Below are 26,062 nucleotides of genomic sequence, written 5' to 3'. Positions count from 1 at the left end.
ATGCCATGACGGTTGCCTATCTCGGCCTTGGCGCAAACCTCGGGGATGCGCGCCAGACCCTGAAAGACGCGGTGGTGTGCCTCGCACAGCAGCACGCGATCACCGTGGTCGCGAAGTCCAGCCTGTATCGCACTGCCCCCATCGACGCGGGCGGCGATGACTATTTCAACCTCGCCGTGAAGCTCGAGACGGCGTTGCCGGTACGTCATCTGCTCGCGCTTTGCCACAAGATCGAAACGCACTTCGGCCGCGAACGGCCGTATCGCAATGCGCCGCGCACGCTCGATCTCGACATCCTGCTGTTCGGCGAGCATTGCATCGACGAACCGGATCTGACTGTGCCGCATCCGCGGCTGACCGAGCGCGCGTTCGCGCTCGTGCCGCTCGTCGAGATCGACCCGTCGCTGATCATTCCGCAACGCGGCCGCGCGCAGGATTTTCTCGAGGCGGTTGCAGCGCAGCGCATCGAGAAGGTGAAGGCCGCGTGTTTGTGTCCCACGCTTGCCGCCCTGAGCGGTAATAAAACCAGCAATCTGGATCCCGGCGGACCGGACAAGGGCGGTTGCTCATGACCGCGTCGCCGCTGAGCACGATCGCACCGCTTACGGTCACCGCCCCGGCCATGCGCCCGCCGTACGGGTATCTGGCCATCGAAGGGCCGATCGGCGTCGGCAAGACGTCGCTCGCGACGCGTCTTGCCGAACGCTGGTCGATGCAGATGCTGTTCGAACGGCCGCAGGACAACCCGTTTCTCGAACGCTTCTACCGCGACACCGCGCGCTATGCGCTGCCCGCGCAGCTGAGCTTTGCGCTGCAGCGCACCCAGCAGGTTCAGGAGATCGCCGCGCTGCAGGCGGCCGGCACGCCGCTCATTACCGATTTCATCACGCAGAAGAACGGCATCTTCGCGCGCCTGACGCTGAAGGACGACGAGTGGCAGCTGTATCGCGCGCTTGCCGCGCGGCTCGAAGCCGATGGGCCGGCGCCCGATCTCGTCGTGTACCTGCAGGCCAGTCCCGAGGTGCTGTTTTCGCGCATCCAGAAGCGCGCCGTGCCGATGGAACTGCAGATCTCGGACGCCTATTTGCGCGCACTGTGCGATGCGTACAACGAGTTCTTCTATCACTACGACCGCACGCCGGTGCTGACGGTCAACGCCGAACATCTGAACCCGATCGAATCGAACGCCGACCTCGCGCTGCTGGTCGAACGTATCGAGACGATGCGCGGCCGCAAGGAATTCTTCGTCAAGGGCACGTCGCTATAAAGCGCGTCCCTGCTTCCCGCGTTTCCCTCTTCAACGAACGGATTGCCCCATGACCTACTTGCAGGAAACGAGCCGCAACGCGATCACCGTGCCGAAACTTCAGGCGATGCGCGAAGCCGGGGAAAAGATCGCGATGCTGACCTGCTACGACGCGAGCTTCGCGTCGCTGCTCGATCATGCGGGTGTCGATTCGCTGCTGATCGGCGATTCGCTCGGCAACGTGCTGCAAGGCCAGGCCACCACGCTGCCGGTCACGCTCGAAGACATCGCGTACCACACGGCCTGCGTCGCGCGCGCGCGTCCGTCGGCGCTGATCGTCGCGGATCTGCCGTTCGGCACTTACGGCACGGCCGCCGACGCGTTTGCGAACGCCGTCACGCTGATGCGCGCGGGCGCGCAGATGGTGAAGCTCGAGGGTGGCGAATGGGCGGCGGACATCGTGCGGTTTCTCGTCGACCGCGCGGTACCCGTGTGCGCGCACATCGGGCTTACGCCGCAGTCGGTGCACGCGTTTGGCGGCTTCAAGGTGCAGGGCAAGACCGAAGCGGGCGCGAGCCAGTTGCTGCGCGATGCGCGCGCGTTGCAGGACGCCGGCGCGCAGTTGATGGTGATCGAAGCGGTGCCGTCGCGGCTTGCCGCCGAAGTGACGAAGCAGTTGAAAATTCCGACGATCGGCATCGGCGCGGGCATCGACTGTTCGGGTCAGGTGCTCGTGCTGCACGATATGCTCGGTATTTTTCCGGGCAAGCGTCCGCGCTTCGTGAAGGATTTCATGCAGGGCAGCTCGAGCATTCTCGCTGCGATCGAGGCATATGTGCGCGAAGTGAAGGATGGGTTGTTCCCAGCCGCCGAGCATACGTTCTGATTTAGCGTCCGGGTTTGCTTCGGGGTTTGAGTCTGGGTTTGCCTCCGGGATTGCGTCGATTAGGAGCGCTCCGATTCACCCTGCAAATGCGCGCGTTTATCTTCGTTGTCTTTTTGCCGCGGCAGCGCCGCGCACGCAAGGAGATGAACGTGAGCCCCTTCTGCCTGATCGACATCGCGAGCATTCGCCATCACGACTGTGCGCCTCATGATATGCGCGATGCGACGTGGCATGCGCGCTTTATCGCCTGGATCGCGCGTCTTGTGTATGCGCGTCAGTCGTGAGTTGCCTGCTTTCACCGACTCACCGCGCGCTTTGCGCGCGCCGGGTTTGCGAACTTCGCCGGCGGCCCGATCTAGCCCGATTCGGTTCAGCGTCTCCGTCCCATACAGCCCAGCTCAACTGATCTCAACCGACGATCCGCGCCGGCACTGCGCCACGCAGCGCGTTGCAGATCAGAAGCGCATCGGCGCCGATCACATCGTCGCGCGTCAGCACGCGCTCGGCGGCCGCCATGTCCACGTCATCGAGCAGCACCGCGCGCATCACGCCCGGCAGTACGCCGCACGCTAGCGGCGGCGTCCACCACTTTCCTTCGAGCTTCACGAATACGTTCGACCGGCCGCCTTCGGTCAGCTCGCCGCGTTCGTTAAAGAAGAGCGTGTCGAACGCATCCATCGCTTCCGCCTCGCGCCAGCCGCGATCGTATTCGGCGCGGCGCGTGGTCTTGTGATGCAGCAGCGGATCGTCCGACTGCACATTCGCAAATCCGTGCGCCGGGCCGAGCAGCACGCCGACGCTTTCCTCCGCCAGCGGCATCAGCGGCGCCACGGTCACTTCGACCGCACCGGCCTTGTCGAGCACGAGCCGCATGCGGTGCGGCTGGCCGGCCTGCAGCGCAGCGCAGTGCGCGTCGAGCCGCGCGCGAACCGCAGCTTCGTCGAACCGGAAGCCGAGCCACGCAGCGCTCGCGCCAATGCGCGCAAGATGGCGGTCGATATGGCGCACGCCCGCCTCGCGCGTCGCGTACATCGTTTCGAACAGCTGGAAGCCCGGATCGGCTTCGGTCAGGAATCGCGCCTTCAATTGACACTCCGCATATTCGTCGGCCGCGACGCTATCGAGCACGATGCCCGCGCCGATGCCTAGCGTGCCGTGGTAGATGCTGTTTTGCCGAGGCGATGGGTCGAGCGTCAACGTGCGAATCGCCACCGACAGGCAAAAATCGCCGCAGCGCTGCGTGGCCGGCGCCATCGGCTGTGCCGGCGCATCGAGCCAGCCGATCGCGCCGGTGTAGAGGCCGCGCGGCGTGCTTTCGAGCACGTCGATCAGCTGCATCGTCTGGTGCTTCGGCGCGCCGGTGATCGATCCGCACGGAAAGAGCGCGCGCAGGATATCGGCGAACGACGTGCGCGGCCGCAGCAGCGCGGTCACCGTCGACGTCATCTGCAACACCGATTCGTAGGGCTCGACCGAGAACAGCGCGGGCACCTTGACCGAGCCGGTCTCCGCGACGCGCGACAGATCGTTGCGCAGCAGGTCGACGATCATCACGTTCTCGGCACGGTTCTTCGGATCGTGAGCGAGAAAATCGGCGGCCGCGCGGTCGGCGTCCGGATCGCGCGAGCGCGGCGCGGTGCCCTTCATTGGCCGCGCGCGCAGTGCGCCGCTCTTCTTTTCGATAAAGAGCTCCGGCGAACACGACAACACCCACCGCCCGCCCGGCATGGCGACAAGCGCGCCGTACTGCACCGTCTGCCGCGCGCGCAGCCGCCGGAACAGCGCGGCCGGCGGTCCGAAGACGTCGAACCCGAGCCGGTACGTGTAGTTGACCTGATACGAGTCGCCGGCGCGCAGCGCGTCGTGAATCGCGCCGATCGCGCGCTCGAACTCCGGATAGTCGACGCTCGCGCGCACGCCACCCGTGCCCGCGACCGACGGCTCGACCGCGCCGCTATCACGCTGCACGAGCCACGCGTCGACTTCGTCGCGCGAGAGCTTCACGCACTGATCGAACAATAGAAAACGCAGCGCGCCAGGTGTCTCCGAATTGACACCACCGTGGACACCGGCGCGCTGCGTTGTTTTGGTGAGGACGAGGTTGCGGCCGAATTCGTAGTCCGCGATCACGACCGCATGCAGACCACGGCGAGCATCATCGGCGGCGGCCTCGCAGACGGCGTCGAGCTGCGCGCTGCTGGTGCACACGCGCTCATGGCGAAAGCCCGTGTATAGACGACTCGATCGGCGAACCGCAGTCGAGTTGCAATCGTCGAGCAGCGCAAATACGGCATGCGGGTCATCAACCGCCATAGGTACCGCCGACATCAAGTTGCACTAATTCGAATTTAATCGAAAAAGCTCTTGACCCGATCAAACCAGCTCTTACTTTGCGGACTATGTCGCGCGCCGCCTTCGACAAGCGACTTCTCGAATTGCTGCAGGAGATCGCGCTGCGTGTCGGTAAGCTTGACCGGCGTCTCGACCTGGACGTGCACGTACAGGTCGCCGGCGATGCTCGAACGCAAGCCCTTGATACCCTTGGCGCGCAGGCGGAAGGTTTTACCCGACTGCGTGCCTTCCGGCACGGTGAAGCTCGCGCGGCCGGCGAGCGTCGGCACCTCGATCTCGCCGCCCAGTGCCGCCGTCGTGAACGGGATCGGCATCTGGCAATGCAGGTCGTCGCCGTCGCGCTCGAAGACCGAGTGCGGCTTGATGTGAATCTCGACGTACAGATCGCCCGACGGGCCACCGTTGATGCCCGGCTCGCCGTTGCCGGCCGAGCGGATGCGCATGCCGTCATCGATGCCGGCCGGGATCTTCACTTCGAGCGTCTTGGTTTCCTTCGTCTTGCCTGCGCCGTGGCAGTGCGTGCAAGGCTCGGGAATATACGTGCCGGTGCCGTGGCACTTCGGGCACGTCTGCTGGATGCTGAAGAAACCTTGCGACATCCGCACGGTGCCCGTGCCGCTACAGGTCGGGCAGGTTTCCGGTTTCGTGCCGGGCTTCGCGCCCGAACCGTGGCACACCTCGCAAGACACCCAGCTCGGCACGCGGATTTGCGTGTCGTAGCCGTGCGCCGCCTGCTCGAGCGTGATTTCCATGCTGTAGCGCAGATCCGCGCCGCGGTAGACCTGCGGACCGGCGCGTCCGCCGCGGCCGCCGCCGCCGGCCGCCTGGCCGAAGATGTCGCCGAAGATATCGCCGAACGCGTCGGCAAAACCGCCGAAGCCCTGCGCGCCCGCCGCTCCCATGTTCGGATCGACACCCGCGTGGCCGTACTGGTCGTACGCGCCGCGCTTCTGCGAATCCGAGAGCATTTCATAAGCCTCTTTGGCTTCCTTGAAATGCTCTTCCGCATCCTTGTTGCCCGGATTGCGGTCGGGGTGGTACTTCATCGCGAGCTTGCGATAAGACTTCTTGATCTCGTCGTCGCTCGCGTTCTTCGCGACGCCCAGAACCTCGTAGTAATCCCGTTTCGCCATATCGGTTCAACGCCCTCCGCGCACTGCAACGCGGCGGCTCCTCATGAATGCTGGAGTCTAGCGACTCGTCCGGCGCTGGCTTCGCGCCTGTCTGCCGCTGCGAAACCATGCCTGCCATAAAACAAATGTGCCCGGAGAGCCGTGAAGGCTCACCAGGCGCGTTTTCCGTGCGGCTTCCGATCAGGCTTCAACCCAGGTTTTAACTCAGGTTTAGCCCAGCTTTTAACCCGGGTTTTTCCTCGGGTTCGATCCGAGGCTTTGATCCAAGGCTTCGATCTAGCGCTTTGATCCAAGGTCGACCGCAGGTCTTACAGCCAGGCCGCGCATGGTCAAGTCACGCGCAGCCTGGCTCGGACAGCACCCCCGGCTTAGTCCTTCTTCACTTCCTTGAAGTCCGCATCGACGACGTCGTCGGCCTTCTCGGCACCCGACGCAGCATCGGAAGCCGCAGCACCTGCTGCCGCGCCGGCCGCACCCTGCGCCGCCTGCATATCGGCATACATCTTTTCGCCGAGCTTCTGCGATGCGGTCGCCACGGTCTCGATCTTCGCGTCGATCTCCGCCTTGTCGGCCGAGCCGCTCTTCAGCGTGTCTTCGAGGTCCTTCAACGCCGCTTCGATCTTCTCCTTCTCACCGGCGTCGAGCTTGTCGCCGTACTCGGTGAGCGCCTTCTTCGTGCTGTGGACCAGCGCGTCGCCCTGATTGCGGGCATCGGCCAGCTCACGTAGCTTGTGATCTTCTTCGGCGTTCGCTTCCGCGTCCTTCACCATCTTCTCGATCTCGGCTTCGGACAGACCCGAATTCGCCTTGATCGTGATCCGGTTTTCCTTGCCGGTCGCCTTGTCCTTCGCGCCGACGTGCAGGATACCGTTCGCGTCGATGTCGAAGCTCACTTCGATCTGCGGCACGCCGCGCGGTGCCGGCGGAATGCCTTCGAGGTTGAACTCGCCGAGCAGCTTGTTGCCTGCTGCCATTTCGCGCTCGCCCTGGAACACCTTGATCGTCACCGCCGACTGGTTGTCGTCGGCCGTCGAATACACCTGCGCGTGCTTCGTCGGGATCGTGGTGTTCTTGTTGATCATCTTCGTCATCACGCCGCCGAGCGTCTCGATACCGAGCGACAGCGGGGTCACGTCAAGCAGCAGCACGTCCTTGCGGTCGCCCGAGAGCACCTGGCCCTGGATCGCGGCACCGACTGCCACCGCTTCGTCCGGGTTTACGTCGCGGCGCGGATCCTTGCCGAAGAACTCCTTCACCTTTTCCTGCACCTTCGGCATACGCGTCATGCCGCCGACGAGGATCACATCGTCGATTTCGCCGACCTTCACACCCGCATCCTTGATCGCGGTGCGGCACGGTTCGATCGTGCGTTCGATCAGCTCCTCGACGAGCGCTTCGAGTTTGGCGCGCGTGAACTTGAGGTTCAAGTGCTTCGGACCCGACGCGTCCGCCGTGATGTACGGCAGGTTGATGTCGGTCTGCTGCGTCGACGACAGTTCGATCTTCGCCTTTTCAGCCGCTTCCTTCAGGCGCTGCAGCGCGAGCACGTCCTTCGACAGGTCGACGCCCTGCTCCTTCTTGAACTCGCTGATGATGTAATCGATGATGCGCTGGTCGAAGTCTTCACCGCCGAGGAACGTATCGCCGTTCGTCGACAGCACTTCGAACTGCATTTCGCCGTCCACATCGGCAATTTCGATAATCGAAATATCGAACGTACCGCCGCCGAGGTCGAACACCGCGATCTTGCGGTCGCCCTTCTCGGCCTTGTCGAGACCGAACGCGAGCGCGGCCGCGGTCGGCTCGTTGATGATCCGCTTCACTTCGAGACCGGCGATGCGGCCCGCATCCTTGGTTGCCTGGCGCTGGCTGTCGTTGAAGTACGCCGGCACGGTAATCACCGCTTCCGTAACCGGTTCGCCGAGGTAGTCCTCAGCCGTCTTCTTCATCTTGCGCAGCACTTCCGCGGAGATTTGCGGCGGCGCGAGCTTCTGGCCGTGCGCCTCGACCCATGCATCGCCGTTTTCAGCCTTGACGATCTTGTACGGCATCAGGCCGATGTCCTTCTGAACTTCCTTCTCTTCGAAGCGGCGACCAATCAGGCGCTTGACCGCGTACAGCGTGTTCTTCGGGTTGGTAACCGACTGGCGTTTCGCAGGCGCGCCGACGAGCACTTCGTTGTCGTCCACGTACGCGATGATCGACGGCGTCGTGCGAGCGCCTTCCGAGTTCTCGATCACCTTGACCTGATTGCCTTCCATCAGCGCCACGCACGAGTTCGTGGTGCCGAGGTCGATACCGATAATCTTGCCCATTTTTACTAATCTCCTGACTTTGATCGCTGCGGGAACGCCGTTATCTGCCGGTCGCCCCGCCCCTCAATTCATACCTGCACTCAAAATAAGTGCGCTGGCAGCGTTTTCAAGACCTTGAACACGATACGGTCTTTAATTTTTTTCAATCGCCAATGCGCTCGCCGGTGCCCTCACTATTTCTCGCGCTGTCATCCTTTTCCGCCGCGCGGATTTTCTCGCGGGCGGCTGCCACAGCGGCTTCGAACTGGGCGATGCCATGCCAGCCCGTCGCGCGGCCAAGGCGCTTTCCCCGATGGAAGAAGAACCACGTGGGCACTCCATGCAGCAGGAAACGGCGGCCCAGCTCGCGATGCTCGTACACGTTGCTGTGAAACCAGCGCAGACCGAGCGCGCGGATCTCGTCGGGCTTCGCGAGCATTGCTTTCTTCGCGATCTCGCAGTTAAAGCAGTCGAAGCCCCAGAAAAACACCACCGCCAGTTCGTCACCGGCCGCCTGAAGGCCGGCGTCGAACGTTTCGGCGGTCAGTTCCTGCATATCGAAAGCGGCAAAGGCGGACGGGTCGACAGGGATACTGGCCATAAAGCGAGAATGCAAAGAACCTGGAATGCGTTAAGCGTTGGATACCGGATGAAAAAGCCGGATAAAAGCGCCGGAAGGAATGGCGCCGCGCTTACTTCGGCGCCGCAACCGTGACCAGCGCCGGGCGCAGCACCCGGTCGTTAATGACGTAGCCCTTCTGCAGCACGGCGACGACCGTGTTCGCTTCCTGCTCGGCCGGCACCATCGAGATGGCCTGGTGGCGATGCGGGTCGAACTTCTCGCCGACCGGATTGATTGCCATCACGCGCCCTTTTTCGAGCGCCCCCGTCAGCTGGCGCAACGTCAGTTCGACGCCTTCGCGCACCTTGGCGAGGTCGTCCGACGAGTGCGCGACGGCCGCTTCGAGGCTATCGATGACCGGTAGCAGATGTTCGGCGAAATTCTCGATCGCAAATTTGTGCGCCTTCGCGATGTCTTCCTGCGCGCGGCGACGCACGTTTTCGGTTTCGGCCTTCGCGCGGAGGAAGCTCTCCTGCAATTCGGTGACCTTCGCCTGCGCTTCAGCGAGTGCGGCGTCGCCGCCCGCTGCCTGGGTATCGGCATTGGCGGCGTTGGCGGCGCCCGCAGGTTGCTGCGCGGCGGCATCGGCGGCCTGGCGCGCTGCATCGTCGGCGGGCGTGGGATTCTGGCTCGTCGGTTTCTCTTGCGTGTTTTCCATGTCGCTGAAAGTCGATAAAGAATTAAAACTATTAAAGCGGCCCGCATGTCGCCGGGTGCTTCGCATGAACCGGCCGTTTTACCGGTCCGCTCGTATGCGCGCAATGGCGTTGCAAATCTACAACATGCTGACTGCTCGACAGCGGTGCAGATGAGGTTGTGCGCCACCGGTTTCAAGCGGTTCGCCAGCCCTTTTTGCACCGCGACGGGGCAAAAAATGACGGGAGAAACTCGCCGTTACAACCATGACTCGCCCGTCATCATATTGAGATTGAGTGCGATCCGCGAGTGGCCTAAACTCATTGAGTACGTCGGAAAAGGCATGTTTACCCTAATCTGACGTATCGCTTACCACCGTGAACCGCCCGTTTCCCGTCTTGCATCTCCAAGGGGAGTACCGTGAAACTGACCTTCGCAATATCGGTGGTCGCCTTGGTGCTCATCGCGGGAACCACGACCATCTGCATGTCCGGCGCCGTCAACGATCACACCACCGAATACGGCGGTGTGCACGCGACGATGGAGTCGCTGTTCAATCCCCACCTGAAAATTTGTCGATAACGCGCCGGTCGCGTTTCGTCGGCCGTCCGTGCAACGTGGCCGTCGGCTCCCGGAAGTGCTTGCGCCGCTCGAGTTCCGCTTGCCGTTTGGTCCGGCCCTCGTCCGTTTCGGCATAGAGCGTCTGCGCGACCGACGCCGGCCCTCGCACATCGCACACGCCCAGTACCTGCACCTGCCAGACGATCCGCTCGATTTCGATCTCGACGAGGTCGCCCACCCGCACGTCCTTCGCGGGTTTGACGCTCGCACCGCCGATACGCACCCGCCCCTTCTCGACCGCATCTGCCGCGAGCGACCGCGTCTTGAAGAAGCGCGCCGCCCACAACCATTTATCGATGCGCAACCGGGCGCCGGGTTCAGTCGAAATCTTGTAGTTCATCTATCAGTCATTCAAACGCCTCGTGCGTCTTGACATGCCGCAGGACACGAAGCGGGTTACGCGATAACCGGCGCAGGTAGCATGCCCGCACATTTCGCTCACGGAGCGACCGCCGCTTGCCGCGCACTTTCCTGCACGGGCCACCCTTGCAGATGCTGCGCGACGATCTCGCCAAGCGCGGCGATCCAGGCCGGCGACGCATTGAGGCAAGCAATGCGGTGAAACTCCTTGCCGCCCGCGTGCGTGAATTCATCGCGCACTTCCATGCCGATTTCCTCGATGGTTTCGAGGCAGTCGGCGGTAAAGCCCGGACAAAACACATCGATACGACGCACACCAGCCGCACCGAGTTCTTTGGCTGTCGGCGCGGTATAGGGCTGCAGCCATTCGGCCTTGCCGAAGCGGGACTGAAACGTCACGCGGCACTCGACCGGTGTCAGTTCCAGCGCATGCATCAGCAGCGCTGCCGTTTGCTGACACTGCTCGTGGTAGGGATCGCCCAGGTCCAGCGTACGTTTGGGCACACCGTGAAAACTCAACACCAGCTTGTCCCCGGCCGCAAAATCCGGACGCCCGTGCACATGCCAGTAGTGATTCACCTGCGCCGCGAGCGCGGCGATATACGCGGGATGATCCGCATAGTGACGCACGGTGCGGATTTCGAGTTGATTGCGCATCCGCTTTAGCGCGCCGAACGCCGCGTCGAAAGCGGTGGCGGTGGTCGACGACGAGTATTGCGGATACATCGGCATCAGCAATACACGCTCGGCGCCCGCCAGCTTCAGCTGATTCAACATGGCCGGGATGTCAGGCGTGCCGTAGCGCATCGCGTAGTCGACGATCACCGTGTAGTCGTTCGCGTGCAATAACTGGCGCAGCGCTTCCACCTGCTTTTCGGTGTAGACCCTGAGCGGCGACCCTTCGGGCATCCATACCGCTGCATACTTCTTCGCCGAAGCGGGACTGCGAAACGGCAGGATCACCGTGCGAAGAATGATCTGCCATAGCGCCGCCGGAATTTCGACCACGCGCGGATCGGACAGAAACTGCGCGAGATAGCGCCGCACCGCGCCCGTCGTCGGTGCATCGGGCGTACCGAGGTTGATCAGCAGAACCGCGACGCGGTGTGCGACAGCAGACTGCAGTGGCCGCTCGAGATCAAAGCGCATAAATAACGGGCAGAGGCAAAGGGCTATGTGGCAAAGGTGAGCGCGCGTACGGCCGCTCGAGACCGTCTGAGATCGCTCCATGCGATCGAAGGCGGCAACGTTTCAGGTGAAGGCCATTATAGCGGCGCGGTTCGTGGCCGAAACCTGGCCATTCGGCAGATTGGCAAGCACCGCACAACGCAGCATCATGAAGGCAGGTATATGCATGGAAACGTGCGGCATACCGCACAGGGAGGCACCTACTGGCCGATTCACTGCTGGCTCACTGCCGATTCACTGCTGACTCAGCGTCAACGAAAGCAGGCGCGCCGTGATATCGACAATCGGAATCACGCGGTTATAAGCCATGCGTGTCGGTCCGATTACGCCGAGCGTGCCGACGATCGTACCGTTCACTTCGTACGGCGCCGTCACCACGCTCATTTCCTCAATCGGCACGAGATTCGACTCGCCGCCGATGAAAATCTGCACGCCTTGGGCGTGGCTCGATACGTCGAGCAATTGAAGGAGGCTGGTCTTTTGGTCGAACACATCGAACAGCTTGCGCAGCCGCGCCATGTCCGAGGAAAGGTCGGCCACTTCGAGCAGCTTGCGTTCACCCGAAATCAATACAGTTTCGCCGGTATCGGTTTCGTCGGTGCTCGCAGTAACCGCGGCATGCATCAGCGTCGTCATGTCGCCGCGCAGCTGGTCGATCTCTTCGCGCAACCGGCGGCGCACTTCGTCGAACGACAGGCCGGCGAAATGCGCATTGATGTAGTTCGACGCTTCGATGAGTTCGGCCGGCGAATAGTCGCGCTGCGTCGCCATCATCCGGTTCTGCACGTCGCCTTCGGGCGTCACGATGATGAGCAGAATGCGCTTGTCGGACAAACGCATGAATTCGATCTGCTTGAATACGTGGCTGCGACGCGGCGTCAGCACGACGCCGGCGAATTGGGAAAGGTTGGACAGCACGCTCGCCGCGGCCGCGACGATTTTTTGCGGCTCGCCCGTCTGCAGCGTGTCGGGCTGCAACGTCTTTTTGACGGCCCGTGTGACCGCCTCTTCGTCGGCGACCGATTCGACGGTCAGCATCGTGTCGACGAAAAGCCGGTAACCGCGCGGCGTCGGAATGCGTCCAGCCGACGTATGCGGGCTGATGACGAGACCGAGCTCCTCGAGGTCGGACATCACGTTGCGGATGGTGGCCGGGCTCAGTTCAAGCCCGGAGAACCGCGACAACGTGCGCGAGCCGACCGGCTGACCTTCGGCGATATACCGCTCGATCAGCGTTTTGAGGAGGGTTTGTGCGCGAGGATCTAACATGGCGAAAAATTTTAGCTCAATGACGACGCTGCCGCGAGCGTTAAGCGTACCTGCAGCGCGCGCCCCGCAATGCATTGCGCCACCGCGCCATGCGAAGCGCACCGCGCAGGTGCTCGCTCGCGCGCTTGCGAGGGCAAGCGCCAGCCGTTGTCATCAGCGCTTCACCATTCTAACGATAATCGGCTACATGCAAGCCAGCGGCGCTCACTCGCGCCGATGCCTGCCACGACCGCGCCTTCGGCCCGCCGCGCCCGTTCCTCCGGCGCGGGGCGACGGTTCTTTTCGGCCCGCAGCTATGGTGTAATGCCAGCATGCAAGTTACCAGCCAGTTCAAGACCGTTGCGCTCGTCGGGCGCCCGCAGACGCCCGGCATCGGCGAGCCGCTGACTCAACTCGCGTCCTGCATCGCCAGACGCGGGTTCGACGTCGTATTCGAAGCGCAGATCGCTCAGGAGATCGGCGTCACCGGCTATCCGGCGCTGCGGCCCGCGGAGATCGGCGCGCGCGCCGACGTCGCGGTCGTGCTCGGCGGCGACGGCACGATGCTCGGCATCGGCCGCCAGCTCGCGCCGTACAAGACACCGTTGATTGGCATCAACCACGGGCGCCTGGGCTTTATCACCGACATCCCGATCTCGGACATGCAGAAGATCGTCGTGCAGATGCTCGGCGGCAGTTTCGAGCGCGAGGAGCGTACGCTGCTCGAGGCACGCATCATGCGCGCGGGCGAGCCGCTCTACCATGCGCTCGCGTTCAACGACGTGGTCGTGAACCGCAGCGGCGTGTCGGGCATGGTGGAACTGCGCGTGTCGGTGGACGGTCGCTTCATGTACAACCAGCGCTCGGACGGGCTGATCGTCGCCACGCCGACCGGTTCGACCGCCTATGCGCTTTCGACGAACGGGCCGATCCTGCATCCGCAGCTCGACGGCATCGTGCTCGTGCCGATCGCGCCGCATGCGCTGTCGAACCGGCCGATCGTGCTTCCGGACCATTCGAATGTCAGCATCCAGATCGTGTCGGGCCGCGATGTCAATGTGAATTTCGACATGCAGTCGTTCACGTCGCTCGAACTGAACGACACGATCGAGGTGCGGCGCTCGCGCCATATGGTGCCGTTCCTGCATCCGGTCGGCTACAGCTACTACGCGACGCTGCGCAAGAAGCTGCACTGGAACGAATACCCGTCGCATGAGAGCGATGAAGAAGACAGCGACTGATCCCGTGAGTCTTCAGGACGATCCCGCACCATCCGGACCAGCCAGACCGCACGAATCGCCCGGATCGACGCGAACCTCACGAACCGCCGCACAATTCCCCTACCCAACCCGCACGCTGCCGGACACCACAAACAAGCCGACTCCATGCTTCGCCACCTCTCGATTCGCGATTTCGTCATCGTCGCCGCACTCGACCTCGAATTCGACAGCGGCTTTACGGTCTTCTCCGGTGAAACCGGCGCCGGCAAGTCGATCCTGATCGACGCGCTTGCCCTGACGCTCGGCGCGCGCGCCGACGCGAGCGTCGTGCGCACCGGCGAAACACGGGCCGACATCACCGCCGAATTCGACACGCACACGCTGGTCGACCAATGGCTCGACGAGCAGGCTTTCGCCGCACAGCCCGAAGACGACGAAGCGCAGGACGGCACCGTCCTGCTGCGCCGCGTGATCGATGCGAACGGCCGCTCGCGGGCCTTCATCAACGGCACGGTCGCAACACTTACGCAGTTGCGCGAGCTTGGCGAAATGCTGGTCGACATCCACGGCCAGCATGCGCATCAATTGCTAATGCGCCCTGACGCGCAGCGCGAGCTGTTCGATACGCATGCGGGGCTCGCCGACGTGGCCGCTGCCGTGTCGCGCGCGTGGCGCGGCTGGCGCGATGCGGCGCAGGCCGTCGAGCACGCGCAGTCGCGCGACCGCGAACTGCAGCTCGAACGCGAACGGCTCGCATGGCAGCTCGCCGAGCTCGACAAGCTCGCGCCGCAGCCCGGCGAATGGGAGGAGGTGAATAACGAACACCGGCGTCTGTCGCATTCCGCGAATCTGATCGATGGTGTGCAGGGCGCGCTCGCGGCACTGTCCGAATCCGACGACGCGATGCTCACGCACCTCGGCGCGATTATCTCGAAGCTGCGCGATCTCGCGGAAATCGACCCGGCGCTCAACGATGCGCTCGCCGCGCTCGAACCGGCCGAGATCCAGTTGCAGGAAGCGTCGTACTCGCTGTCGCACTATGCGCAGCGGCTTGAACTCGACCCCGACCGGCTCGCGGAAGTCGAGAAGCGTCTCGACGCATTGCATTCGGCGGCGCGCAAATTCCGGCTGCAGCCCGAATCATTGCCTGAAGAACATCAGGCGCGCCGCGCGCAGCTGGACGCGCTCGACGCCGCCGCTGACCTCGACAGCCTGCGCGCCGTCGAGAGCAAAGCGAAGGACGCGTATCTCGCAGAAGCGAAGCAGTTGTCGAAGGCGCGCGGAAAAGCCGCAAAGGCCCTCGGCTCCGCGGTAACCACCGGCATGCAGGAACTGTCGATGGCAGGCGGCAGCTTCGAAGTGTCGCTGGTCGCGTTGCCGGAAGGCGGCGCGCATGGGCTCGAGCAGATCGAGTTCCGCGTGGCCGGCCATGCCGGCGTGCCGTTGCGGCCGCTCGCGAAAGTCGCGTCGGGCGGCGAGCTTGCGCGTATCAGCCTTGCGCTCGCGGTGATCGCGAGCACGGCGAGCCCGACGCCGACGCTGATCTTCGACGAAGTCGATACCGGCATCGGCGGCGGCGTCGCGGAAGTGGTCGGGCGGCTGTTGCATCAGCTGGGCCACGACCGTCAGGTGTTGTGCGTGACGCACTTGCCGCAAGTCGCCGCGCGCGGCGACCATCACTTCCAGGTCGCGAAGAGCACGAACGGCAAAAACGGCAAGGGCAGCAAGAGCTCGACGTTCAGCACCGTCACGCCGCTCGACAGGGCGAGCCGGATCGAGGAAGTCGCGCGGATGCTCGGTGGCCTCGAGATCACCGCAACGACGCGCAAGCACGCGAAGGAAATGCTGACCGCATAACCTTCACACGCTAACGAAGCAGCGGGGCCGTCCCATACCAAGGCGGCCCTGCGCTTCGCAGCCGCTTCATAGCCGCTTCATAGCCGCTTTAAAACCCTTCATAGCCGCTATAAAACCCCTCCCAAGAACTCGAGCAGCTCGCGCGTTACCCAAACACCCGCTTCCAAAGCTGCAACACCGCTTCCCGCTCCGCGCTGACCGTTTCCGTCTCGACCCGCGCCTTCTCCATGCCGTCGAGCCGCAACTGATGCTGCAGCTTCCGGTACCGCCGGTAAGCGGCGCCGACCGTCTCCGCTTCGTCGCCGCTCATCAGCCCAAACCGCGACACCTCGCGCAGCAACGCGATATTGCCGGTATTGCGGATCAGCTCCGGATCGCGCGCCGCATGCAGCAGCACCCAGTACTGCACCGTGAACTCGATATCGACCATCCCGCCGCGGTCGTGCTTCAGGTCGAAAAGCGGCGTGCGATTCGGATGACCGGCCTCGACGCGCTCGCGCATCTCGACGATTTCCTTCATCAGCGGCGCCGCTTCGCGCGGCATCGTCAGCACCTGTTCGCGGATCGCCTCGAAGCGCGCGCCGATCTGCGTGTCGCCGGCGCAATAGCGCGCGCGCGTCAGCGCCTGATGCTCCCAGACCCATGCGGTATTCGCCGCGTCGCCTTCGCGCAGCTGATAGCGGCGGAACGCATCGAGATCCGTGACGAGCAGCCCTGATTCGCCATTCGGCCGCAAGCGCAGATCGATGTCGAACAGCGTGCCGGCGCCGGTCGCGGTCGTGAGCCACGAGATCAGCCGGCGCGTGAACGTCGCATAGACATCGGGCGCGACGTCGGCCGGATCGTCGTACAAAAAGATCAGATCGAGATCCGATGCGTAGCCGAGCTCTTTGCCGCCGAGCTTGCCGTACGCGATGATCGCGAACCGCGGCACATCGCGGTGGCGCTTCGCGAGCTGATTCCAGACCGCTTCGATGGTGACGTCGAGCACCGCGTCGGCGAGCTCGGACAGGCGGTCGCTCACATGCTCGACACTGAGCTTGCCGGCCAGATCGATCAGCAGAATGCGGAACACCTCCGCCTGGTGCGCGTGCCGCAGCAGGTCCATCTGCTGTTCGACGCCATCCGCCGCCGCGAGTCGCAGGCGCAGCGTGCGCTTGAACTCGGCCCAGTCGAACGGGCTCGCCATCGCTTCGTCGTCGAGCAGTTCGTCGAGCAGCTGCGGATGGCGGATCAGGTAACCGGCCGCCCAGCGCGATACGCCGAGCACCGACAGCACCCGATGCAACGCCTGCGGATACTCGGTGAGCAGCGCGAGATACGCGCCGCGCCGGCTCACCGCCTCAAGCAGATCGAATACACGCGCGACGGTGTCGCCACGCCGCTCCGGCGGCTCGAGCCTGCGCGCCGCTTCGAGCGTGCGTTGCGCGACGATGTCGAAGCGCTCGCGGCTTCGCTCGGGCAGCCCCGTGTAGCGCGACGAGTTCCACACGGCCTGCATCCGTGCCAGCAGCGCTTGAGGCTCCGCAATGCCCAGTTCGACGAGCCGCGCGGCCAGCGCGTCGCCGGCGCTGTCGTCGGCAAGCGCGGTGCTCCACACCCACGCGGCCGCGCCGTCGTCGTGCGCAGCGCGCCCGCCTTCGCCGTTCGCCTTGTCGGCAAAGATCTGATCGAACTGCTGCTCGACGCGCTCGCGGTGCGCATCGAGCGTCGCCATCAACGCGGCGTAGTCGGCAAAGCCCATCGACTGCGCGAGACTCGCGCGCTCGCCGTCGTCGACCGGCATCGCATGCGTCTGCGCATCGTTGCGGTATTGCAGCCGGTGTTCGAGTTCGCGCAGAAAGCGGTAAGCATCGGTGAGCGCCTCGCAGACCGGCGTCGCAATCAGCCCGCGCGAGTGGGCATGACGCAGCACCGCGAGGGTCGGCCGGATCCGGAAGCCCGAGTCCTGGCCGCCACGGATCAGTTGAAACACTTGTGCGCTAAATTCAATTTCGCGTATGCCGCCGCGGCCAAGCTTGATGTCGTCGGCCTGGTCCGGCCGCATCGACGCACGGCGCTGCGCTTCCTGGCGAATCTGCAGATGCAACGCGCGAATCGCACCGATCACGCCGAAGTCGAGATAGCGGCGATAGACGAACGGCATCACGATCGCGTCGAGCAGCTTCGCGAGGCGCCGCGCCTCGGCGCTGGCCGGCTCGGACACGAGACGCCCCTTGATCCACGCATAGCGCTCCCACTCGCGCCCCTGCACATAGAAATACTCTTCGAGCATGCCGAGGCTGCATACGAGCGGCCCCGAATCGCCGTTCGGCCGCAGCCGCATATCGACGCGAAACACGTAGCCGTCGCTCGTCACTTCGGCGAGCGCGGCGATCAGCCGCTTGCCGAGCCGCGTGAAGTATTCCTGCGTCGCGATCGCGGCGCGCTGGCCGCCGGCCGTCTCGCCGTCGTCTTCGTAGACGAAGATCAGATCGATATCCGACGACACGTTCAGCTCGCGACCGCCCAGCTTGCCCATGCCGACCACGCCGAGCGTGAGCCGCTCGCCGTCCGGGCCGCGCGGCTCGCCGAACTGCGCTTCGAGTTCGGCCGACAACACGGCGAGCGCGCGCTGGATCGTGGCTTCGGCGAGGTCGGTCATCGTGCCGGTGACTTCGGCGACGTCCGCTTGACCGGCAAGATCGCGCTCCATCACGGCGCAAAACACGTCGATACGCAACTGCCGCAGCGCCTGTTTCAGTGCTTCTTCGGTCAGCGATGCGTCAGCGGCCGCGCGATTTTCAACCTCCAGTCCACACAGTTCATCCAGGCGCGCGTCGATCCGCTCGCGCGTAATGGGCGCCGCCGCCAGTGCCGCGACGCGCTCCGCCAGTTCAGGCCGCGCCGCATACGCGCGACAGGCGTAATTCGAATAGCTGGAACTCAACAACGTCGTATCGGTCATCGGTATCTGGCTCGCTCGTTGCTTCGACTGACTTCCATGGTTTGCACTGATTCCCGCTTGCCGCACCCGCCCGCAGTCACGCGAGCAGGTTTGCAAAAGCGTTGCAAAAAATTCGTCCGGCTCGCCGCCAGGCCCCACCGGCACAGGGTTTGCCGGAAGTACTTCGTGACGGCTCGTGTGATACATTTCATCGTTAGTCCGCAAAACTACCATACGCCCAACCTGCCTTAAGCATGTCCGAGCGAAACCTGCCCGCTGAACGGCACGACGTAGGACGCGTCCGGCACGACAGCGGAGGCGACCATGTGGTGCTGCGGCATACCCTTCACTTCGTGCTGGGCGTCGCGCTTGTCGCGTACTTCCTCACGTTGCTGCTCGTGCTCGGGCTGCGCTATGTCGTGCTGCCGCAAGTCGAATCGTTTCGTCCGCGCATTGAAGCGGCGATCTCCGAAAAAATCCACGCGCAGTTGTCGATCGGTAAGCTGACGCCGCACTGGATCAGCTTCCAGCCCGGTGTCGAAGTCTCCGATCTCACGATTCGCGATCGCAACGGCCATGTCGCCTTGTCGATTCCGCACGCTACCGCGACTGTCTCGTGGAGCACCTTGTGGAAGCTCAAGCCGATTCTCTCGAGCCTCATCGTCGATCAACCCGATCTGCTCGTCGAGCGCAACGACGACGGCACGCTATCGGTGGCCGGCGTGCCACTGCCGACGGGCCATACGGGCAACGACACGTTTTCCACGTGGCTGTTGCGCCAGCAGGCCATGATCCTGCGCGGCGGCACGCTGCGCTGGCGCGACGCGCAGAAGAACGTGCCGGAAATCGCACTGCAGAACATCCGCCTCGCGATTCTTAACGATGGCGACGAACATCGCTTTGCACTGCAGGCGCCCGCCGACGGCAAGGTGTTATCGGGACCGCTCGATTTTCGCGCACATTTCAAAAACGCACGGACCGGCGCGATGGGCAAGCCGATCAACTGGAGCGGCAGCGCGTATCTGTCGACGGGGCCCGTCGACCTGCCGATGCTTGCGCGCTATATCGACTTCCCGATCACAACGTACGCGGGCCGCATCGACAATGCGATCTGGCTCGAGTTTTCGGAAGGGCGAATCCTTTCCGCGACCGGCGAGCTGACGGGCAGCGACATTGCGCTGCGTGTGCGCCCGACCCAGCCGAAGCTCGATGTGCCGGTCGCGCGTTTCTCGTGGACGTTCGCGCACGAAGCCGACGAATACACGCTGCAGCTTCACAACCTGCGGGCGGAGCTCGGCCAGCCGCCGCTGACCGACGGCACACCGGTGACACGCGCGCTCGCATTCAGCACGCTGGACGGCCGCTTTCGCAAGCAGAGCATCCAGCATGGTCAACTGATCCGCTTTACGGGCGATCGCGTCGACCTTGGCATCCTCGCCGAATTCAGCCGCGCGCTGCCGCTGCCGCGGCGTCTGTTGAACAGCCTCGTGCGCTTCAATCCGCGCGGCATCGTGTCGGACTACACGATCGAAGTCGAGCGCGACAAGCCGGAGTCCGGCGAAGCCGCAACCGAACGCGCCGAGGTCGGCGCCGAGCCGATCATCCACTACACGTTCAAGGGCAATCTGCAAGGCATCAGCGTCGCCGCCCAGGAGCCACCGCCAGGGCTGACCGCGCGCGGCCATCCGCGCGCCGGCATTCCGGGCTTCGAAAACCTGTGGGGGTCGATCGACGCGAACGAGAAGCAAGGCTCGATCACGCTCGACACGCGAAAGGCGGCCATTACGTTGCCGGGCGTGTTCGACGACCCACGCCTGACCTTCGACCGCCTGCAGGGCAAAGGCACGTGGACGGTCGCGCCGACCATCGCGGCGGGCGACAAGCACCGGGCGTTCAAGGTCGACGTGTCCGAACTCACGGTCGCGAACGAGGACACCGTCGCGAAGGCCAGCGCGAGCTATTCGAATGTCGGACACGGGCGCGGCTCGCTCGACCTCGACGCGACCTTCGAGCAAGCAAAGGTTGCGCGGATCGTCCGCTATCTGCCGACCAGCATCAGCGAAAAGCTACGCCTGTATCTGGGTCACGGCTTGCAGGCAGGCATGTCGCGCGGCGGCACCATCCAGATCCACGGAAATCTCGAGAAATTCCCGTATGCGCGCGATCCGAAAGCGGGCGTGTTCCGTATCGTCGCGCCGTTTACGGGTGGCCGCTTCGACCCGACGCCGTTCCCGCCGCGCACGCTGAGAAACGGCGCGCCCAGCATCTGGCCGGGCTTCGAAGGCATCGACGGGGTGTTCTCGCTGAAGGAAAACGTGCTGCGCTTCGACGTCGATCGCGGGCACTACAAGGGCGTGAAGGTCAACAAGGTGACGGGCAAGATCGACGATCTCGCCGACCGCTCGAAGGGGCTCGTCATCACCGGCACCGGGCGCGGGCCGCTGTCGGACATGCTCGACTACGTCGACGACAGCTCGATCGGCATCATCACGAAGCACATCACGCGCAAGGTGAAGGCCGAGGGCCCGGCCGCGCTCGCGCTGAAGCTGACCGTGCCGCGTGCGCCGCTCGACCCGCACGCGCCGCGGCCGAAGGTCGGCGTCGCGGGCGCGATCACCTTCGAGAACAACCGGCTCGCGATGGAAAAGGTGCCGCCGCTGTCGCAACTGACGGGCAAGGTGCACTTCACCGAGCGCACCGCGCAGGTCGACAATCTCGCGGGGCACTTTTTCGGCGGCGATATTCATGCGAACGGCGGACTCAAGGAGAACGGCACCTACGCGGTCGATCTGAATGGGCACGTCGCGCTCGAGGCGGCGCGAGAGCTCGATCTGCGCGGACTCGCGCCGCAGGTGCTAAGCCACATCCAGGGTGGCGCACCGTACGCGCTCAGCGTACGCGGCGCGAAGGGCCGGCTGCCCGAAGTGTCGGGGCACTCAGATCTGACCGGCCTTGCGCTCGACTTCCCCGCGCCGTTCAACAAGCCCGCCGGCACGCCAATGCCGCTCAGTTTTTCGTTCAAGCCGCCAGCAAATGGAGAAAACGGCGCAGCCGGCGCAGGCGGCAGCAATACGGTGAATAGCGGCGGGGACGGCAGTGGAAACAGCGCCGCGGACAGCGGTCTCGAACGCGCCGATCTCAACATCGGCCCGATTGCCGCGACCTATCTGCTGCGTGGCGAACCGCATCAAATGCCGAAAGTCGTGCGCGGCGCGATCGGCGTAAATCGGCCCGCGGACCTGCCTTCCGAAGGCGTCGCCGCCACGATCGATCTCGACACGCTCGATGCCGACGCCTGGCGCGCGCTCTTTATCCAGATGCGCAATGCGAACCAGGGCGTGGCGCCCGTGCCGCCGAGCGAGACGACCGCGCAATTCATCCCGAACCGCTTCGCGCTGCACATCGGCACGCTGACGCTGCTCAAGCGCCATTGGGAAAGCGTGGTGGTCGGCGCGTCGCATTACGACCGGACCTGGCAGGCGAACATCGCGTCGAACCAGGTGTCGGGCCACGTGTCGTGGCTGCCGGGCGCGACGCGCGAATCGCCGGGCACGCTGCAGGCGCGCCTCGCGCGCCTCGTGATTCCGGCCGCCACCGAAAACGATCTGCTCGGGCCGGCAATGCAGCAGCCCGCGCAGAACATGCCAAGCATCGACCTCGTCGTCAACGAACTGATCGTGCGCGGCCGCGACGTCGGCCGGCTCGAGGTCGACGCGCGCAATTTCGAGGAAGACGGCGTGCCGGTCTGGCAGCTCGACAAGCTCGACATCAGCAACCCGGCGGCAACTTTCACGGCCACTGCGAACTGGCGCACGCTGCGCGACTACGGCGCGGTCACCGACCAGAGCACGCCGCGCCGCACGGCGGTCGATTTCAAGCTCGACGTGAAAAATGCGGGCGAGCTGCTCGAACGCGCCGGTCTGCCGCGCACGCTGAAAGACGGCGAAGGCTCGCTGTCGGGCAAGCTGACGTGGCTAGGCGGTCCGACACGAATCGACTACTCGACGCTCGACGGCAATCTGGCGGTCGATCTGCGCCACGGGCAGATTCTGAAAGTCGACCCCGGCGTGGCGAAGCTGCTCGGCGTGGTGAGCCTGCAAAGCCTCGCGCGCTTCGCCACGCTCAACTTCCGCGATGTGATCGGCGAAGGATTGCCGTTTTCGAGCGTCACGGGCACCAGCGAAATTACCGACGGCGTCGGCCGCACGAACAACTTCAAGCTGGTGACCGCACCGGCGCGCGCCGAGATGAGCGGCAGCGTCGACCTTGCGCACGAAACGCAGGATCTGAACGTGCGCGTGTTTCCGACCGTCAGCGTCGGCGCGGGCGTCGTCGCGGCGACGATCATCAATCCGCTGATCGGGCTCGGCGCGCTGGTCGGCGACATCGTACTGTCGCAGTCGCTCGAGCACGCGTTCGTACTCGACTATGCGATCACCGGATCGTGGGCGAAGCCTCACGTCGAGCGGGTCCACGGCGATCGCGGTAATATGAACAACGTACCCGCGGCGCAGGCGGCAGTGACCCAATAGGCGAGTTCCGACAATACGCTCGTTGCACTGCACAACTGCTGTCGCGCAGTTTCCAGGCAGTTCCGCGCAGTTTCCGGGCAGTTCCGTCCATGCCCGGCGTCGCGCCCTGTGGCGCGCGCCGCCCCGAAAGGAATCTTTCGATACGCTCATGAGCGATCAACACGCGCAATCCCCGGTCGGCCAGACATCAGCGTCACCGTCGTCACCACTGGCCGCCCCGTACCGCGTCGCGGCGCTGCAGATGGTCAGCACGCCCGATCGCGACCGCAACCTCGCCGACGCCGACAAGCTCATCGCGCAGGCCGCCGCCGGCGGCGCGCAACTCGTGCTGCTGCCCGAGTACTTCTGCTTTATGGGCTTCAAGGACACCGACAAGCTCACCGTACGCGAGCCGTACGGCGACGGCCCGATCCAGCGCTTTCTGTCGGATGCGGCACGCAGGCATGGCGTGTGGATCATCGGCGGCACCTTGCCGCTGACAGCGCCGGAAGCGTCGCGCGTGCTGAACACGACGCTCGTGTTCGACCCCGCGGGCCGCGAGGTCGCGCGCTACGACAAGATCCACCTGTTCAACTTCGAAAAAGGTGACGAATCGTTCGACGAAGCGCGCACGATCCGCCCCGGCGAAGCCGTACGCGCCTTCGACGCGCCGTTCGGGCGGGTCGGCCTGTCGGTCTGCTACGATTTGCGCTTTCCGGAGCTGTACCGGCGCCTCGGCGATTGCGCGATGATCGTCGTGCCGTCAGCGTTTACGTATACAACCGGGCGCGCGCACTGGGAAACGCTGCTGCGCGCGCGTGCTGTCGAGAACCAGTGCTACGTGCTCGCCGCAGCGCAAGGCGGCAAGCACGAAAATGGCCGCCGCACGTGGGGACATAGCATGCTGATCGACCCTTGGGGCGAAATTCTCGACGTGCGCGACGAAGGCGCGGGCGTCGTCGCCGGCACGATCGAGCGGGCCCGCATCGACGAAGTGCGGCAAAGCCTGCCGGCGTACCGCCATCGTGTGCTCGGCTAGCGCCGCCCGCTACTATCCGGTGTCGTTCCGCGCAATCGCATGTACCCAAACGAGAACTCCCACACATTGAAAGCGCATCGGCCGTCACCCATATGTGAACCGATACGCACCGTCCGAATCCCTTGAATCGAGCTGAACCTACTTCGCATGAACATCATCGAACCCAGCATCCGTAATCTCGCGACGGCCAAGGACGTCCTTCTCACGCCCTACGGCCTCGACGAATCCGTGCTGACCCGCACGCTCGCCGAAATCTTCACGCATCGCGTCGATTACGCGGACCTTTACTTCCAGGCCACGCGCAGCGAAGCGTGGAGCCTCGAGGAAGGCATCGTCAAATCCGGCAGCTTCAGCATCGACCAGGGCGTCGGCGTGCGCGCCGTGTCCGGCGACCGCACCGCGTTCGCCTATTCGGACGATCTGTCGCCCGACGCGATCCGCCAGGCGGCGATCGCGACGCGCGCGATCGCGAAGGCAGGCGGCGGCAAGCAGAAGATCAAGGCGGCTTCGTCGCTGACGGGCGTCGCGGGCCGCGATCTGTATCTGCCGTCCGACCCGCTCCATTCGCTCGACGCGACGGCCAAGGTCAAGCTGCTCGAGCGCATTGAACAGATGGCGCGCGGCCGCGACCCGCGCATCACGCAGGTGATGGCGGGCCTCGCCGGCGAATACGACGTCGTGCTCGTCGCGCGCAGCGACGGCGCGCTTGCGGCCGATATCCGGCCGCTCGTGCGCGTCTCGGTGACGGTGATCGCGGAACAGAACGGCCGCCGCGAAATCGGCACAGGCGGCGGCGGCGGCCGCTTCGACTACGGCCATTTCACCGACGACGTGCTGTCGCGCTACGTCGACGATGCCGTCCATGCGGCGCTCGTGAACCTCGACGCGCGTCCGGCGCCGGCCGGCGCGATGACGGTCGTGCTCGGGCCGGGCTGGCCGGGCGTGCTGCTGCACGAAGCGATCGGCCACGGGCTCGAGGGCGACTTCAACCGCAAGGGCTCGTCGGCATTCGCGGGCCGCATCGGCGAGCAGGTCGCGGCCAAGGGCGTGACCGTCGTCGACGACGGCACGCTGCCGAACCGCCGCGGCTCGCTCAATATCGATGACGAAGGCAACGCGACGCAGTGCACGACGCTGATCGAAGACGGCATCCTGAAGGGCTACATCCAGGACACGCTGAATGCGCGTTTGATGAAGATGCCGGTCACGGGCAACGCGCGCCGCGAATCGTATGCGGCGCTGCCGATGCCGCGCATGACCAACACGTACATGCTGAACGGCGACAAGGATCCGCAGGAAATCATCGCGTCGGTGAAGAACGGCCTCTATGCGGTGAACTTCGGCGGCGGTCAGGTCGACATCACGAACGGCAAGTTCGTGTTCTCGGCATCCGAGGCTTACATGATCGAAAACGGCAAGATCAGCTATCCGGTGAAGGGCGCGACGCTGATCGGCAGCGGGCCGGAGTCGCTCAAGTACGTGAGCATGATCGGCAACGACATGTCGCTCGATACGGGTGTCGGCGTGTGCGGCAAGGAAGGCCAGAGCGTGCCGGTGGGCGTCGGCCAGCCGACGCTGCGCATCGACCGGATGACGGTCGGCGGCACGGTCTGATAGCAGGCGATTCGCACGCTTTCCGCAGAAATTGCCGAAAGCGTGCGGATTTTCCGCATTTTTTGGCCTCGCCGCTTGCCAATCGCGCTTGCTCAAGGTATAAAGCCACTCAACCTTTTTTGCAGAACCGACTCTTTCCTCTCATGTCCGCCAAGTTTTATTTTTATTTCTTTTGGCATCTCAGACCGCTGGCGGATCGAGAGGGGTGTTAGCGCATAAAGGGCAAACCCGAAATTCCCGAAAAACCGTCAGCGAGTCTGACGGTTTTTTTTTGCCGCCGCTTTTTCCATTGATCGATGTGCGGAGCCT

The 26,062-nt window shown here is 64.3% G+C and carries 19 protein-coding genes; 10 read left to right on the top strand and 9 right to left on the bottom strand.

All coding sequences use genetic code 11. The annotated features are described in order from the left end of the window. Nucleotides 1–5 precede the first annotated feature (5 nt). From folK to KZJ38_RS36850, 4 genes are all read left to right on the top strand, one after another. Nucleotides 6–572, top strand: coding sequence for a 2-amino-4-hydroxy-6-hydroxymethyldihydropteridine diphosphokinase (gene folK, locus KZJ38_RS04820; RefSeq protein WP_219799025.1), 567 nt, complete (start codon nucleotides 6–8; stop codon nucleotides 570–572). Beyond that, nucleotides 569–1,267, top strand: coding sequence for a deoxynucleoside kinase (locus KZJ38_RS04815; protein WP_219799024.1), 699 nt, complete (start codon nucleotides 569–571; stop codon nucleotides 1,265–1,267). Before folK ends, KZJ38_RS04815 begins: the two co-directional genes overlap by 4 nt. Nucleotides 1,268–1,316: 49 nt before the next feature. After that, a complete protein-coding gene (gene panB, locus KZJ38_RS04810; RefSeq protein WP_219799023.1) occupies nucleotides 1,317–2,132 on the top strand; it encodes a 3-methyl-2-oxobutanoate hydroxymethyltransferase in 816 nt (271 codons plus the stop codon). Between the two features lie 149 nt (nucleotides 2,133–2,281). Continuing rightward, the gene (locus tag KZJ38_RS36850) at nucleotides 2,282–2,416 is read left to right on the top strand and encodes a hypothetical protein (RefSeq protein ID WP_281425812.1); all 135 of its coding nucleotides are present in this window, start codon (nucleotides 2,282–2,284) and stop codon (nucleotides 2,414–2,416) included. A gap of 124 nt (nucleotides 2,417–2,540) precedes the next feature. On the opposite strand, the gene KZJ38_RS04805 is transcribed toward KZJ38_RS36850, so the two are convergent. From KZJ38_RS04805 to grpE, 5 genes are all read right to left on the bottom strand, one after another. Next, nucleotides 2,541–4,445 carry a chorismate-binding protein gene (locus KZJ38_RS04805; RefSeq protein ID WP_219799022.1) on the bottom strand — a complete coding sequence of 635 codons (1,905 nt, stop codon included), beginning with the start codon at nucleotides 4,443–4,445 and terminating at the stop codon, nucleotides 2,541–2,543. A gap of 35 nt (nucleotides 4,446–4,480) precedes the next feature. Further along, nucleotides 4,481–5,617, bottom strand: coding sequence for a molecular chaperone DnaJ (gene dnaJ / locus KZJ38_RS04800; RefSeq protein ID WP_219799021.1), 1,137 nt, complete (start codon nucleotides 5,615–5,617; stop codon nucleotides 4,481–4,483). A 368-nt stretch (nucleotides 5,618–5,985) separates the two neighbouring features. Continuing rightward, nucleotides 5,986–7,932 carry a molecular chaperone DnaK gene (gene dnaK / locus KZJ38_RS04795; RefSeq protein WP_219799020.1) on the bottom strand — a complete coding sequence of 649 codons (1,947 nt, stop codon included), beginning with the start codon at nucleotides 7,930–7,932 and terminating at the stop codon, nucleotides 5,986–5,988. Between the two features lie 142 nt (nucleotides 7,933–8,074). Beyond that, complete coding sequence (locus tag KZJ38_RS04790) at nucleotides 8,075–8,512, bottom strand: thioredoxin family protein (RefSeq protein WP_219799019.1); 438 nt, start codon at nucleotides 8,510–8,512, stop codon at nucleotides 8,075–8,077. A 91-nt stretch (nucleotides 8,513–8,603) separates the two neighbouring features. Next, a complete protein-coding gene (gene grpE, locus KZJ38_RS04785; RefSeq protein WP_219799018.1) occupies nucleotides 8,604–9,191 on the bottom strand; it encodes a nucleotide exchange factor GrpE in 588 nt (195 codons plus the stop codon). Between the two features lie 398 nt (nucleotides 9,192–9,589). On the opposite strand from grpE, the gene KZJ38_RS04780 reads away from it, so the two are divergent. After that, a complete protein-coding gene (locus KZJ38_RS04780; RefSeq protein ID WP_219799017.1) occupies nucleotides 9,590–9,751 on the top strand; it encodes a hypothetical protein in 162 nt (53 codons plus the stop codon). On the opposite strand, the gene KZJ38_RS04775 is transcribed toward KZJ38_RS04780, so the two are convergent. From KZJ38_RS04775 to hrcA, 3 genes are all read right to left on the bottom strand, one after another. Then, entirely contained in the window at nucleotides 9,723–10,130 is a 408-nt protein-coding gene (locus tag KZJ38_RS04775) for an RNA-binding S4 domain-containing protein (protein ID WP_219799016.1), read from the bottom strand. The genes KZJ38_RS04780 and KZJ38_RS04775 overlap by 29 nt on opposite strands. Before the next feature lie 98 nt (nucleotides 10,131–10,228). Then, a complete protein-coding gene (hemH, locus tag KZJ38_RS04770) occupies nucleotides 10,229–11,299 on the bottom strand; it encodes a ferrochelatase (protein WP_219799015.1) in 1,071 nt (356 codons plus the stop codon). Nucleotides 11,300–11,572: 273 nt separating this feature from the next. Further along, nucleotides 11,573–12,607 (bottom strand): heat-inducible transcriptional repressor HrcA, encoded by a 1,035-nt coding sequence (gene hrcA, locus KZJ38_RS04765; protein WP_219799014.1) that lies wholly within the window; start codon nucleotides 12,605–12,607, stop codon nucleotides 11,573–11,575. 311 nt (nucleotides 12,608–12,918) lie between these two features. Between hrcA and KZJ38_RS04760 the strand changes: the two genes are divergently transcribed. Together KZJ38_RS04760 and recN are read left to right on the top strand one after the other, a co-directional pair. Then, nucleotides 12,919–13,827, top strand: a complete 909-nt coding sequence (locus KZJ38_RS04760; protein ID WP_219799013.1) for an NAD kinase — start codon at nucleotides 12,919–12,921, stop codon at nucleotides 13,825–13,827. A gap of 144 nt (nucleotides 13,828–13,971) precedes the next feature. Next, nucleotides 13,972–15,663, top strand: coding sequence for a DNA repair protein RecN (gene recN, locus KZJ38_RS04755; protein WP_219799012.1), 1,692 nt, complete (start codon nucleotides 13,972–13,974; stop codon nucleotides 15,661–15,663). Between the two features lie 145 nt (nucleotides 15,664–15,808). Here recN and glnE read toward each other — a convergent pair whose 3' ends face one another. Next, entirely contained in the window at nucleotides 15,809–18,610 is a 2,802-nt protein-coding gene (gene glnE, locus KZJ38_RS04750; RefSeq protein WP_246641639.1) for a bifunctional [glutamate--ammonia ligase]-adenylyl-L-tyrosine phosphorylase/[glutamate--ammonia-ligase] adenylyltransferase, read from the bottom strand. Nucleotides 18,611–18,843: 233 nt separating this feature from the next. On the opposite strand from glnE, the gene KZJ38_RS04745 reads away from it, so the two are divergent. From KZJ38_RS04745 to tldD, 3 genes are all read left to right on the top strand, one after another. Then, a complete protein-coding gene (locus KZJ38_RS04745) occupies nucleotides 18,844–23,121 on the top strand; it encodes a YhdP family phospholipid transporter (protein ID WP_219799010.1) in 4,278 nt (1,425 codons plus the stop codon). Nucleotides 23,122–23,269: 148 nt separating this feature from the next. Then, nucleotides 23,270–24,139 (top strand): carbon-nitrogen hydrolase family protein, encoded by an 870-nt coding sequence (locus tag KZJ38_RS04740; RefSeq protein WP_219799009.1) that lies wholly within the window; start codon nucleotides 23,270–23,272, stop codon nucleotides 24,137–24,139. A gap of 147 nt (nucleotides 24,140–24,286) precedes the next feature. Next, nucleotides 24,287–25,753 (top strand): metalloprotease TldD, encoded by a 1,467-nt coding sequence (gene tldD / locus KZJ38_RS04735; RefSeq protein WP_219799008.1) that lies wholly within the window; start codon nucleotides 24,287–24,289, stop codon nucleotides 25,751–25,753. Nucleotides 25,754–26,062: the final 309 nt, after the last annotated feature.

Origin of the sequence: Paraburkholderia edwinii (assembly GCF_019428685.1) — a bacterium.
GTDB lineage: Bacteria > Pseudomonadota > Gammaproteobacteria > Burkholderiales > Burkholderiaceae > Paraburkholderia > Paraburkholderia edwinii.
Note: the sequence above shows the minus strand (reverse complement) of the source record. Positions and strands in the feature narration are given on the sequence as shown.

Coding starts and splice junctions, on each gene's coding strand:
- folK (WP_219799025.1), top strand. CDS start 6: ATGACGGTTGCCTATCTCGGCCTTGGCGCAAACCTCGGGGATGCGCGC.
- KZJ38_RS04815 (WP_219799024.1), top strand. CDS start 569: ATGACCGCGTCGCCGCTGAGCACGATCGCACCGCTTACGGTCACCGCC.
- panB (WP_219799023.1), top strand. CDS start 1,317: ATGACCTACTTGCAGGAAACGAGCCGCAACGCGATCACCGTGCCGAAA.
- KZJ38_RS04805 (WP_219799022.1), bottom strand. CDS start 4,445: ATGGCGGTTGATGACCCGCATGCCGTATTTGCGCTGCTCGACGATTGC.
- dnaJ (WP_219799021.1), bottom strand. CDS start 5,617: ATGGCGAAACGGGATTACTACGAGGTTCTGGGCGTCGCGAAGAACGCG.
- dnaK (WP_219799020.1), bottom strand. CDS start 7,932: ATGGGCAAGATTATCGGTATCGACCTCGGCACCACGAACTCGTGCGTG.
- KZJ38_RS04790 (WP_219799019.1), bottom strand. CDS start 8,512: ATGGCCAGTATCCCTGTCGACCCGTCCGCCTTTGCCGCTTTCGATATG.
- grpE (WP_219799018.1), bottom strand. CDS start 9,191: ATGGAAAACACGCAAGAGAAACCGACGAGCCAGAATCCCACGCCCGCC.
- KZJ38_RS04775 (WP_219799016.1), bottom strand. CDS start 10,130: ATGAACTACAAGATTTCGACTGAACCCGGCGCCCGGTTGCGCATCGAT.
- hemH (WP_219799015.1), bottom strand. CDS start 11,299: ATGCGCTTTGATCTCGAGCGGCCACTGCAGTCTGCTGTCGCACACCGC.
- hrcA (WP_219799014.1), bottom strand. CDS start 12,607: ATGTTAGATCCTCGCGCACAAACCCTCCTCAAAACGCTGATCGAGCGG.
- KZJ38_RS04760 (WP_219799013.1), top strand. CDS start 12,919: ATGCAAGTTACCAGCCAGTTCAAGACCGTTGCGCTCGTCGGGCGCCCG.
- recN (WP_219799012.1), top strand. CDS start 13,972: ATGCTTCGCCACCTCTCGATTCGCGATTTCGTCATCGTCGCCGCACTC.
- glnE (WP_246641639.1), bottom strand. CDS start 18,610: ATGACCGATACGACGTTGTTGAGTTCCAGCTATTCGAATTACGCCTGT.
- KZJ38_RS04745 (WP_219799010.1), top strand. CDS start 18,844: ATGTCCGAGCGAAACCTGCCCGCTGAACGGCACGACGTAGGACGCGTC.
- KZJ38_RS04740 (WP_219799009.1), top strand. CDS start 23,270: ATGAGCGATCAACACGCGCAATCCCCGGTCGGCCAGACATCAGCGTCA.
- tldD (WP_219799008.1), top strand. CDS start 24,287: ATGAACATCATCGAACCCAGCATCCGTAATCTCGCGACGGCCAAGGAC.